The 12,187-nt window shown below is 72.4% G+C and carries 8 protein-coding genes; 6 read left to right on the forward strand and 2 right to left on the reverse strand.

Annotation, left to right across the window (positions count from 1 at the left end; all coding sequences use genetic code 11):
* Positions 1-84: 84 nt before the first annotated feature.
* Positions 85-1,851, reverse strand: coding sequence for a glycoside hydrolase family 6 protein (locus tag IEZ13_RS36095; protein WP_183225636.1), 1,767 nt, complete (start codon positions 1,849-1,851; stop codon positions 85-87).
* Positions 1,852-2,037: 186 nt separating this feature from the next.
* On the opposite strand from IEZ13_RS36095, the gene IEZ13_RS36100 reads away from it, so the two are divergent.
* Both IEZ13_RS36100 and IEZ13_RS36105 read left to right on the forward strand, forming a co-directional pair.
* Complete coding sequence (locus IEZ13_RS36100) at positions 2,038-2,733, forward strand: RNA polymerase sigma factor (protein WP_203833988.1); 696 nt, start codon at positions 2,038-2,040, stop codon at positions 2,731-2,733.
* Positions 2,730-3,626, forward strand: coding sequence for a hypothetical protein (locus tag IEZ13_RS36105; protein ID WP_183225634.1), 897 nt, complete (start codon positions 2,730-2,732; stop codon positions 3,624-3,626). Before IEZ13_RS36100 ends, IEZ13_RS36105 begins: the two co-directional genes overlap by 4 nt.
* A 28-nt stretch (positions 3,627-3,654) precedes the next feature.
* Here IEZ13_RS36105 and IEZ13_RS36110 read toward each other — a convergent pair whose 3' ends face one another.
* The gene (locus tag IEZ13_RS36110; RefSeq protein WP_229795476.1) at positions 3,655-4,107 is read right to left on the reverse strand and encodes an HAD-IA family hydrolase; all 453 of its coding nucleotides are present in this window, start codon (positions 4,105-4,107) and stop codon (positions 3,655-3,657) included.
* 78 nt (positions 4,108-4,185) lie between these two features.
* On the opposite strand from IEZ13_RS36110, the gene IEZ13_RS36115 reads away from it, so the two are divergent.
* The 4 genes from IEZ13_RS36115 to IEZ13_RS36130 all read left to right on the forward strand — a co-directional run bounded on the left by IEZ13_RS36115 (position 4,186) and on the right by IEZ13_RS36130 (position 12,183).
* Positions 4,186-5,712, forward strand: coding sequence for a sensor domain-containing diguanylate cyclase (locus IEZ13_RS36115; RefSeq protein WP_183225633.1), 1,527 nt, complete (start codon positions 4,186-4,188; stop codon positions 5,710-5,712).
* A gap of 92 nt (positions 5,713-5,804) precedes the next feature.
* A complete protein-coding gene (locus tag IEZ13_RS36120; RefSeq protein WP_183225632.1) occupies positions 5,805-6,599 on the forward strand; it encodes a hypothetical protein in 795 nt (264 codons plus the stop codon).
* Between the two features lie 115 nt (positions 6,600-6,714).
* Positions 6,715-9,675 (forward strand): glycine--tRNA ligase, encoded by a 2,961-nt coding sequence (locus IEZ13_RS36125; RefSeq protein ID WP_183225630.1) that lies wholly within the window; start codon positions 6,715-6,717, stop codon positions 9,673-9,675.
* Between the two features lie 33 nt (positions 9,676-9,708).
* The gene (locus tag IEZ13_RS36130) at positions 9,709-12,183 is read left to right on the forward strand and encodes a DUF6493 family protein (RefSeq protein ID WP_183225629.1); all 2,475 of its coding nucleotides are present in this window, start codon (positions 9,709-9,711) and stop codon (positions 12,181-12,183) included.
* The last annotated feature ends 4 nt before the right edge of the window (positions 12,184-12,187 follow it).

Raw genomic sequence — 12,187 nt, forward strand, 5'->3', positions numbered from 1 at the left:
GCAATGGCCGAACGGACATCCCACGACGAGGACGGCCGGCCGGCGCCACGCGGGCGCCGGCCGGCCGCCGGTTCGTTCAGCTGATCAGAGCGCCGGGTAGGCGTTCGCCATGAGCTGGGTGAACTGCGCCGGGAACCAGGCTCCGGAGATCGGAGCGCCGGCCAGGGCGCCGGACATGCTGTTGCCGTTGCGGGCGTTGCCGGTGTAGGTCGGGTCACACATCCGGTCGAAGCCCTTGCCCTCGTCGTTCTCGATGAGGGTGCTGGAGCCGTCCGACTCGCCCGGCGGCTTCACCCAGACGTAGGCGTCGATACCGGAGGCCGGAGCCGCGGTGGGACGCTCGCCGAGGCCGGCGCCGGACTGGTTGCACCAGTTGCCGGCGTGGATCCGGCGGTCGATGCGGGACTCGTTGACGTAGGTGTCGACGACCGTCGAGGTGCTCGCCGCGGTGGGCCGGGCCGAGCCGCCCCAGCCGTTGCGGGAGGTGTCGATCAGCATGCCGATGCCCGAGTCGAAGCCGACCGAGACCAGCTTGGTGCGGAACGCCTGGGCGAAGGTCAGCTCGTCGGTGTACTGGTTCCAGTCCACCCACTTCGACTGCCGGACGCTCTGGCCACCGACCGTGGTGGTCGGCTGCACGAACGGCTCACGCAGGGCCGAGTAGTTGGCCGTGTTGGTGATGAAGCCGTGCACGTTCTTCACGTTGCCGGACGCCTGGGCGGCCTGCAGCATGATGTCGGCGGTCGGGCCGAAGTTCGAGTCCCAGCCGATCCAGCCGTGGTGGGCGGCGTCCACGTAGTTGTAGACGTTGCCGAGCGCGCCGAGCTTCTGCAGGGCGTAACCGACGCCCTGCACGTACCCGCCGTTGGCCTTCATCGTGTCGCACATCGCCGTGCCGCCGGCCTGGCCGGAGGTGTTGGTGATGAGGTTCGGCAGCGAGTCGATCTCGATGACGTTGATGATCCGCAGGTTCTTGTACTTCGCGTCGGCCTGGATCGCGGCGATCGGGTCGACGTACTCGGCCTTGTACCGCGGCAGTTCGGTCGGGCCCAGCTCACCGTTGGAGGCGAGGGCCGCGCAGTCCCGGCCGGGCAGGTTGTAGATGACGAACTGGATGTAGCCGGCGCCCTGAGCGAGAGCCGCGTCCAGGTGGTCACGCACGCCCATGGAGCCGTTGGAGCTGCTGCCGTCGGTGCCCTCGATGGCGGCGATCCGGTCGATCCAGACGGCGGTCGGGTTGTTGGAGACCCGGCTGCCGCCGGACACCGACTCGGCCTTCGCCTTCCACTCCGGGTTCACGTAGCCCTTGGCCCCGGCGTACGGGTTGTCGACCTTGGTGGTCGGCGACGTCGAGGTCGACGGGGACACCGAGGTCGACGGCGAGGTCGACGGGGACGTCGAGGTGGACGGCGAGCTGGACGGGCCGCCGGTCGAGCCGTTGCAGACCGTGCCGTTCAGCGTGAAGGATGCGGGCGCCGTGTTCGAGCCCGACCAGGTGCCGTTGAAGCCGAAGTTCGCGGTGCCGCTGGTCGGCAGCGAGGCGGCCCACGACGGGTTGGTCGCCGTGACGTTCTGCCCGGACTGGGTGACCGTGGCGCTCCAGGCCTGGGTGACCGTCTGGCTGCCGGGCCAGGTCCATTTCAGGTTCCAGCCGCCGCTGATCGGGTCGCCGAGGTTGGTGACCGTGACGTTGCCGGTGAATCCTGTGTTCCACTGGTTGACCGAGTAATCGACGCGACAGCCGGCCGCGGCGCTGGCGCTGGTCGCCACGGCGACGGCGCCGGAAGCGGCGACGACGCCCACTGCGGCGGCCGCCGTGAAGGCCCTGGCACGGGTGGGGATGGGTCTCATGAGGACTCCTCGAGACGGGGACGGCGCGGGAGGCGCCGGGGAACGGTCGGCCGACACATCGGTGGGGATCGTTGGCCGATGTCGACAGCATTCCATGGGAGCGCTCCCAGCGCAATCACTCCGAAACAGTCGGGCAACGCCGATTTCATGGCGCAACAAGATCCCTGCTCGCGGGCATAGTCAGGTGTGACGATCCAGCGCGAGACCCTCTGGCAGAGCGGCGACTCCGACGACTTCGAGGCCGTGTTCGACCGCTGTTCCCGGGCGGTCTACAACCACGCCTTCCGGCTCACCGGCTCGTGGTCGGTCGCGGAGGACGTGACCCAGGCGGTCTTCCTGACCGCCTGGCGGCGCCGGGCCGAGGTCCGGCTGGTCGACGGCTCACCACTGCCGTGGCTCCTCGTCACGGCGAGTCACCACGCACGCTCCGAGCAGCGCGCCCTCACCCGGTGGCGCAACCGCCTGTTCCGGGCGCCGGCCGACGAGATCCTCGCCGATCCGGCCGACGACGTGGCCGGGCGCCTCGACGACGAGCGCCGGATGCGGGAGGTGCTCACCGCCGTGCGCCGGCTGCCCCGGGCCGAGCGGGAGGCGGTCGCGCTCTGCCTCTGGTCCGGGGTGTCGTATTCCGAGGCGGCGGCCGTTCTGGGAGTCACCGAGTCGACCGTCCGGAGCCGGGTGAGCCGGGCCCGCGCACGGCTGTCCCGGCAACTGGCCACCGATCCCGACCCACCCCCGGCGATCGTCCGCCCTCAACCGGTGGGCGCCGCCGTCCCGGTGCGCCCGAACGACCCGGGGCCCTCGGGGGCGACGGCATCACTCGCAGCAGGAATATCACCCAAAGTAACCGCCGCCACCGCTCATCTTCAGGAGGAGTCATGATCACGAAGCTGGATCCGCCCGCTGAGCGTGACCTGCCGGCCGGCGGGGCGGCCCGGATGCGGGTCCGCCTCCGGTTCGAGATGCACGGGCCGGCGCTCGCCCGGCGGAGGCGGACCGGGCGGCTGGCCCTGGCCGGGGTGGCCACGCTGGCCGCCGCCGCGGCGGTCGCGACCCCGTTGATCCGCGACGGGGATCCGCCCACCACGATCGCGATGGGCCCGGGCGAGCTGACCTCCTCGCTGACCGCCACCGCGAAGGCGTGCCTGCACGGCTATCCCGACGGCCCCATGTTCGAGCGACAGCCCCGGTTCCCCGTCACGGTCGGGGACCTGAGCGTGGCCGTGCAGCACCGTGGCCGGACCGGTGCGCTCTTCCTCACCGATCAGGGCTACGTCGCCTGCAGCCGGGAGGCCGAGCCGGGCCACGAGGAGAGTGGCGGCTTCCATATCGAGTTGTGGAACGGCACCCGGGACTGGCTGCCCGGACCGGTCCAGGTCCTCAGCCGCAGTTCGTCGGAGGCCGAGAGCGGCTGGGTGATCGCGGCCGGCCGGATCAGCGCGCGGGTGGGCCGGCTGACCCTGGAGCACGGCAACGGGACGACGACCGCGGCGCGGTTGTCCGATGGCACGTTCGGGCTGCTCACGAGGACCGACGACGTGCAGCCGGCCGCCGAACTGGTCGCCTACGACAAGGGCGGCCGGGAGGTGTGGCGGGAGCGGTTCTTCAAACCGCTGCTGGGATGGGATCAGTGCTACACGGCCCCGGACGGCCGGGTGGTCTACGAGAACCGGTGGCACGAGGAGAAGGACGCGCAGCACAGCGGCGAGCCGGTCGGCACCCCGGAGCCGGCACCCGAGGGCCCCTGCCGGCCGGCCGAGGCGTGGAAGCCCTGAACCACCACCGGCGCCGGATGCCGGCCGGTCAACGGGGGACGGCCGCCGTCGCCACAATCCTGGTGAGCACCTCGGCCGGCAGGACGGAGGCGGCGGTCGTCAGGACCAGGTAGGCGTGGGCGAAACGGGAGCTTTGGGCGTACGCGTGGGGGATCGCGACACAGCGCAACCCCGCGGCCACGGCGGCCGAAACGCCGCGCGGGGTGTCCTCGAAGGCCGTCGCCGCCTCCGGCGGCAGGCTGAGCCGGTCGAGAGCGAGACGGTAGACGGCCGGATCCGGTTTGTGGCCCGCGACCTCGTCGCCGCAGGCGAGGACCTCGAAACGGGGCGAGGTCGCCGGTCCGGGCCAGGAGCGAGCGGAGCCGCCGGCGACCGCCAGCCGCAACCCGAGTCCTTCGGCCTCGTCCGGCCTCTCGGTGTCCATCAGCAGGCCGCCGAAGTCGAAGATCAGCCTGGAGCATCGAGAGATCGTGCCGGGCACCGGGTCGCACCCGATTTGCGACCCGGCACACGTCTTCAGTGGCTCAACCGCGGGTCGCGGTTGCCGACCACTAGGGCCATGAGCGTGGGCAGCGAGATGCACACCGCCGGTCCCGAGGTGGAGGGGCCCGGTGAGGCGGTCATGACACCGGATCGGCAGTCGCTTCTGCTGACCGAACTGGTGGGGTTCATGACCAAGGACACCCCATCGGTGCAGCACGTCCTGGACCTGACGGCGCCCCACCTGCGGGACATCGCCGGCCTCACCGCGGCCACCGTCTTCGAGCTGGACTCGGAGACCGGCATGATGACCGTGAGCGCCCGGGTCGGCGAACCCGGCCGCCGTGACCAGCTGGTGGCCGGCAAGGTGTTCCGCACCCCGGCCGGCGGCAAGCCGGTCGTCAACGGCGAGCAGATGGCGATCCGTCTGCGCATCGGCGGCCAGACCGTCGGCGTGCTGCTGCTGACCGGCTCCGCCCTGGAAGAGCTGCAGCTGGACACCATCGCGACGATGTCGCTGCACTTCGCGACCACTCTTCAGGGGCTGGCCGCGGAGAAGCAGCGGCAGTTCGTGGCGCACAGCAGCGCCACCATCCGGGAGCTGTTCGAGTACGGCATGTCGGCCGACAACGTGGAGACCGCCGCCGAGCTGCTGGCCCGCTCGTGTGCGACCGCGTTCCGGACCGAGCACGCGGCGATGCACCTGATCGACGGCGAGGGCCGGATCCGGTACGTGCACGGTGTCGGTTTCCCCGACGAGGTGCACCAGGCGCTCAGCACCAACCTGCTCGGCAGGCCGGCCGCGGAATCACCGGTCTGGTGCAACAGCGCCGAGAAGGGCGAGCCGATGCTGGTCAGTGACGCCGGCACGGCCAAGGTCCGGTCCGGCGGGCTCACCCAGACCATCGGGTTCCGCTCGTTCATCGCGATGCCGCTGCTGTCCGCGCAGGGCCCGGTCGGCATAGTGATGTGCGGCGACTCCAGCGGCACCCGGGACTGGACCGCCCAGGACCGGATCCTGGCCGAGCAGCTCGCCGTCGAGGGCACGCTGATCATGGACAGCGCCCGGATGCGGCAGGCCGCCGAGATGCACATGAACGAACTGACCCAGCAGGCCTTCCACGACTCGCTGACCGGGCTGCCCAACCGCAAGCAGCTGCTGGACCGGGCCGAGACGGCGGTCGAGATCGCCTCCGCCACCGGCACGCGGGTCGGCCTGCTGCTGCTCGACCTGAACGGATTCAAACAGGTCAACGACACCGTCGGGCACCACGCCGGCGACGTGCTGCTGCAACTGGTGGCGAAGCGCCTCCAGGGGGTCGTACGGCGGCCGGACCTGGTGGCCCGCCTCGGCGGCGACGAGTTCTCGGTGCTGCTCCTCGGCAACCCGGACGAGAAGACCGCGATCGGAGTGGGCGAGCGGATCTGCGAGCGGCTCCGGGAACCTTTCGACATCGAGGGCGAGCCGGTACGGATCGGGGCGAGCATCGGTGTGGCGCTCTTCCCGGACCACGCCACCGAGTTCACGGCCATGATGCGCGAGGCGGACGCCTACATGTATCAGGCCAAGCGAGGCGGTGGAGGGGTACGCCTGGTCGGCTCCTGACTCGCCATGTCGGCAAAGCGACGCGTAGTTCGACCCGTACTGGTAGTTTTCGTGCTGAAACATCACGAAACTACCCCACGGGGAGGATCAACGTGGGCAATACCCGTTTGCTCGCGGCCGGCGGCGCGCTGGCCGCCACGATGGCCGTCGCGGTGCCCGTCGTGACGCTGGACCGGGCGGTCGCCGTCCCGGCGCCGGCTCGCGGGCCGGCGAGCGGTATGGAGTTCTCCGCCCCGCACGACGAGGTGGAGGCGGGCACCCCGATCGTCCTCAGCGGCCGCGCCGGATACCTGAACCGGGCGACCGGTAACGGAGGACGGGTGGACATCTTCTTCCGCAAGGAGCAGACCGCGCCGAAGGTGTACCTGGGCTCGGTCACGGCCGGCAGCTCGGGCAAGTTCCGCTTCCCGACGCGGGCCAATGCGACCGGTGAGTACGTCGCCCACTACCAGCACCGGAAACTGGCGATCACCGCGGACGCCACCGACTTCCTGGCCGTCTTCACGAGCCGGCAGGTGGACCGGAGGCTCTTCTCCTGGACGGCCACCAACCTGTCCTGCCTGCCCACCTGCAAGGCCGTCGGCCCGGATCAGCTCATCAGCGCGGGCCCGGTGAAGGTGAAACTCGAACGGAAGTGCCTCCAGCCGAAGTCCGGCGGGCGGATCGGTTTCACGGCCGACCAGAAGAACGCCTACCGGGCCGGCGACCTGGGCTGGCGTGACTTCCCGGAGGGTGACGGGCCGACCGAGTTCGAGCTGAAGCCGACCACCGTGAAGGGTCACTTCTACCTGGAGTGGACCAGCGCCACCCCGCCGCAGGGGCAGTTCTCCTCCTGCGACATCTCCTTCGCCGTCTCGCAGACGAGCACGGACAAGAACTACGTCTGACGGCTCCCCGGAGGCGGCCCGGCCGCCTCCGGGGAGGTCCTGAAAGGCGTAAAGATCGTCGGCTGGCACAAATCGCATACCTCCCCCGGTGTGGGCGCACCTAGACTTCGGTCCCATGCTCACCATGCAGGACGCGCTCGCCCGGTTGACCACCTACTGGACGGATCAGGGCTGCCTGGTCGTCCAGCCGATGAACACCGAGGTCGGCGCCGGCACGCTCAACCCGGCCACCTTCCTGCGGGTGCTCGGGCCGGAGCCGTGGCGGGTCGTCTACACCGAGCCGTCGGTGCGGCCGGACGACTCCCGTTACGGCGAGAACCCGAACCGGCTACAGACCCACACCCAGCTCCAGGTGATCCTCAAGCCCGACCCGGGCAACCCACAGGAGCTCTACCTCGGCAGCCTGGCCGCGCTCGGCATCGACGTGACCGCCCACGACGTCCGCTTCGTCGAGGACAACTGGGCCTCCCCCGCGCTCGGCGCCTGGGGTCTCGGCTGGGAGGTCTGGCTGGACGGGCTGGAGATCACCCAGTTCACCTACTTCCAGCAGGCCGGCGGCCTGAACCTCGATCCGGTGAGTGTGGAGATCACTTACGGCATCGAGCGGATCATCATGGCGCTCCAGGACAAGACCCACTTCAAGGAGATCGAATACTCCCCCGGGGTCAGTTACGGCGAGGTCTTCGGCCAATCCGAATACGAGATGTCGCGCTACTACCTCGACGACGCCGACATCGAGGCGAACCGGCGGCTGCTGGAGATCTACGCCGGCGAGGCGCAGCGCATGATCGACGCCGGCCTGCCCGTCCCGGCCCACTCCTACGTGCTGAAGTGCTCGCAGGCCTTCAACGTCCTGGATGCCCGGGGCGCCGTCTCCACCGCCGAGCGGGCCGCCGAATTCGGCCGGATGCGGCGGCTCGCGGGGGAGGTCGCCAAGCTCTGGGTGGATCGCCGCACCGCGCTGGAACTGCCGCTCGGCACCGTCACCCCGCTCGCCCCGGCCCGGCCGGCCGCCGCCGTGCAGACCGGCGACACCGCGCGCACGCTGGTCTTCGAGATCGGCACCGAGGAACTGCCGCCCGCCGAGCTGCGCTCCGCGCGCGAGCAGGTGCAGCGGCTGCTCACCGAGGGCCTGGCGGCCACCCGGCTGGGCCACGGCGAGGTGCGGGTCTTCGGGACGCCGCGCCGGCTCATCGCCGTCGCCGCGGCGGTCGCGGCCCGCGAAGAGGATCACGTGCGCACGGTCAAGGGCCCCAAGGTCCAGGCCGCCTACGCCGGGGACGGCACCGCCACGAAGGCGCTGGAGGGCTTCGCCCGCGGGCAGGGCGTCACCCTCTCCGACGTCGAGACCGAGGAGGTCGGCGGCGTACCCCACGTGGTGGTCCGGAAGCACGAGGCCGGGCGCGCGGCGCCCGAGGTGCTCGCCGCCGTGCTCGCGCAGGTCGTGACCGGCCTGCGGGCCGCCAAGAACATGCGGTGGAACGATCCGAGGCTGGCCTTCAGCCGGCCGGTCCGCTGGCTGACCGCGCTCTGGGGCGACGACGTCGTGCCGGTGGCCGTCTCCACGCTGGCCGCCGGACGCCGGACACGGCTGCTGCGCACCGCCGTGCCGCCGGAGACCGAGATCGCCTCGGCCGAGACCTTCCTGGAGACGCTCGGCGTCAACGGGATCGTCGCCGACCACGAGGACCGCCGGGAACTGATCGTCATCGGCGCCCAGGACCTCGTCTATCCGGACGGGCGGATCGACGTCCAGGGCGAGGCCGCGCTGATCGACCAGATCACCGACCTGGTGGAGCAGCCGCTGCCGCTGCTCGGCACCTTCGACGAGGGCTATCTGTCGCTGCCGGACGCGGTGCTGACCACGGTGATGCGCAAGCATCAGCGTTACCTCCCGGTGCGTGACGCCGACGGGAAGCTGCTGCCGATGTTCGTCACCGTGGCGAACGGGCCGGTCGACGTGGAACTCGTCCGCGCCGGGAACGAGGCGGTGCTGCGCGCCCGTTACGAGGACGCGGCCTTCTTCTACCGCGCCGACCAGGCGACGCCGATCGCCGAGATGAAGTCGCACCTGAACCGCCTCACCTTCACCGACAAGCTCGGCTCGATGGCCGACCGGGCCGACCGGATCGCCGCCCTCGCCCTCTCTATCGCCGACCGCCTCGAATCCGGTTCACCGCTCCTGCGGAGGGCCGCCGAACTGGTCAAGTTCGACCTCGGCTCGCAGCTGGTCACCGAGATGACCAGCCTGGCCGGGGTGATGGCGCGCGACTACGCGCTGCACGCCGGTGAGGACCGGGCCGTGGCGCAGGCGGTGTACGAGGCCGAGCTGCCCCGCAACACCGGTGACGACCTGCCGCGTACGCTGCCGGGCGCGCTGCTGTCGCTGGCCGACCGGCTGGACCTGATCGCCGGGCTGGCCGCCACCGTGGGTCTGCCGACCGGGTCGAGCGACCCGTTCGCGGTCCGGCGGGCGTTCCTCGGGCTGATCGCGGTGCACCGGGCGACGCCGGGGCTGGCCGGGTTCGACCTCACCGAGGGGCTGGCGCTGGCGGCGGCCGCGCAGCCGGTGCCGGTGGCGGACACCGTCCTGGAGGCGTGCGCCGAGTTCCTGACCCGGCGGCTGGAACAGGTGTTCACCGAGGAGGGGCAGCCGGTCGACCGGGTGCGCGCCGTACTGCCGCACGCCGCCCGGCCTGCGGTCGCCGCCGCGCTGCTGGGACAGCTGCGGGACGCGGTCGGCGATCCGGGCTTCCGGGCCGTCGCCGAGGCGGTGCAGCGGGCGCGCCGGATCGTGCCCGCCGGGACTCCGGCCGGCTACGACGCGGGGCTCCTCAAGGAACCCGCCGAGATCGTGCTGCACGAGGCGGTGACGGCGGTCGCCGTACCGGCCTCGCCGGACGTCACCGCGTTCGTGGCGGCCACCCGGCCGCTCGTGGAACCGGTCGGCCGGTTCTTCGACGAGGTGTTCGTGATGGCCGACGACCCGGCGCTGCGGGCCGCCCGGCTGGGTCTGCTGGCCCGGGTCCGGGATCTCGGCGACGGGCTGCTCGACTGGTCCCATCTGCGGTTCTGAGAAATGTCGTAGCCCGGCTCTAGGGTGTGCCGCATGCCGCTCACCTGGGCCGGGCTCGCCCGCCCGTTCAGCCACACCGACAGCGCCGCTCTGACCGCGCTCCTGCTCGGCGCCACCGAGCGGGAGCGGCTGGCGTTCGCCGCCGAGATCGAGCGACGGATCCGGGCGGACGACGAGGGCCCATGGGCGCGGTCGACGAGCCCGGCCGGCCTGTTCGGGCTGACCGTGATCGCCTGCATGCCGACGGCGGCCCGTGCGGCGGCCCTGCTCACCCGCCGGAGCATGCGCGACTGGGGCCGGATCCGCGTCGACCTGTTCCTGGAGATCGCCCGGGCCCGGGAGCTGCCCTGGATCGGTGATCTCGGCGTCCGGCTGTGCGGGCGGCTGCCGGCCCGCAATCCGGCGCCGCTGGACTGGGAGTTCGCCGAGGCGCTGCTCATCGAGGGCGGCGCCGAGCCGCCGGTCACCGAGCCGGTGGTGCGCGGCTGGCTGGCGGCGGTCCGGTTCGCCCCGCTCGCCGGATACTTCCGCGCGAGTCCCTGGCTCGACCTGCTGCTGCCCAGCGCCTTCGAGATCGACGGCCTGTCCGGCCTGGAGACCGATTTCCCGTATGCGGTGGCGCAGTTGACGGCCGAGGGGCGCCTGGACCGCGCGACCATTCTGGCCGCCACCGCCGATCGCCTCACCCGCCCCGGGACCGCGGCGGCGCTGCGGCCGTTCGCCCGGCTGCACGACGCCCTGTCCCCGGTGCCCGCCGAGACGGCCCCGCATCTGCCGGTCCATGCGCGGCTGCTGCCGGAGGCGCCGTCCCCGGTCGCCGCGATGGCCCGGGGCGTGCTCCAGGCGCTCGACGACGACGGCCGGCTGCCGCTGGAGACCCTGCTGGAGATCAGCGCGGCGACCCTGGCCCGGCCCGAGAAGACTCTGGTGCGGGCGCAGATCGACTGGCTGGACCGGGTGGCCCGGCGGGAGCCGGACCGGGCCGGGGAGATCCTGGAGACGGTCGCCGTCGCGCTCGCCCACCCCTCCCTCGACCTCCAGGAGCGGTCCCTCGAAGTGATCGCGGTCCACCTGGGCACGGCCGGGCCGGAGACGGTAACCCGGCTGGCGGAGGCCGCCGGTGGCCTGACCGGGACCGTGCGGGCCGTGGCCGGCGCGCTGCTCGGGCCGGTGCTCGCGGAGCCGGCCGGGGTGGTGGCCACTCCCCCGGCCGGGCCACGGGCGGTTCCGATGCCGCCGCCCATCGGGAGCGCCGCCGAGCTGGCCGAGGAGCTGACCGCGCTGGCCCACGCCGCGACCGCGGTCCGCTGGGAGCGGATCATGGCCAGTCTCGTCACGCTGCACCGCACCGGCGAGCTGTCCGGCCTGCCCGACGAGGTGGGCCGGCTGCTCCCGCCCGAGCTTCCCCGGTTCAACGTGCCGGCCGATGTGCTGACCTGGCGGCTCGCCGAGCTGTCGGCCCGGCTCACCGGCAGCCCGGTCCCGGTGCTGCTGGCGACCCCCACCGACGTGTCCGGGAGCATCGGCGCGGGCACCCTGGTCGAGCGGATGGAGCGGCTGGAGGAGGCCGGCCGGGACCCTTGGCCGGTCGACTTCGAGCAGGCGCTGCTGCGGGTGGCCCACACCGGCGACGCCACGGTGCTCGCCCGGGCCGCCGCCCTCGGTTCGCCGGAGGGGGAACGACTCGCCGGGTGGCTCGGCCGCGAACGGGTCGAGACGATCGGCGCCCGCCTGGAGCAACCGGCCGGACACTACGGGTACGACGCCTGGACCCCGATCGACACGGGGCCGGAGCTGATCCGCCGGGTCGTCGTCACCATGGCGCCGCGACGCGACGACCCGCGACTGCCCCTGCTGGGCCGCCTACTGTTCACGATCGGGCGGCGGCCGACCGCCCGGGAGGACTATCTGTCGTTCCACCATTGCCCGCCGGACGTGCTGGCCATGACGCTGCCGCACGACCGGGAGGCGGTCGCGGCGTGGGCGCTGCCGGAGATCGCCGCGCTCGCCGACCGGGACAGCCGGGACGACACGGCGCTGCCGCTGCTGGGGGACTGCTCCGGGCCGCCCGGGCCGGCCGTGGCCCTCGCCCTGGCGTACGGTCTGGGCGCCCGCCATCAGCCCGGCCGGGCCGCGGCCGTCGACACCTACCTGGCGGTGACCGCCGAGACCGGTCCGCTGCCCGCGGTGGTCGGCGCCGAGCTGGGCGACCTGTGCGCCGACGGCACCGTGAAGCTGACCCGGGTGGTGCCCGCGCTGGCCGACGCCCACGCGGCCGGAGCGTCCGCGGCCGTCTGGGAGACGGTCACCGGAGCCCTTCCACCGCTGCTGAAAGCCACGCCACGCGGCCTGCCCGACCTTCTGGAGCTGGCCACCCGGGTGGCGTCGGAGCTCGGGAGGCGGGGCGAGGTCCCCGGCCTCGACGCGGTGGCCGGGCGCGGTGGCGGAGCCCGCCTGACCCGGGAGGCGAAGCGCCTCCAGGCCACCCTCGCCGGACCGTTGGGTTGAGCGG

Origin of the sequence: Actinoplanes campanulatus (assembly GCF_014647795.1) — a bacterium.
Taxonomy (GTDB): domain Bacteria; phylum Actinomycetota; class Actinomycetes; order Mycobacteriales; family Micromonosporaceae; genus Actinoplanes; species Actinoplanes campanulatus.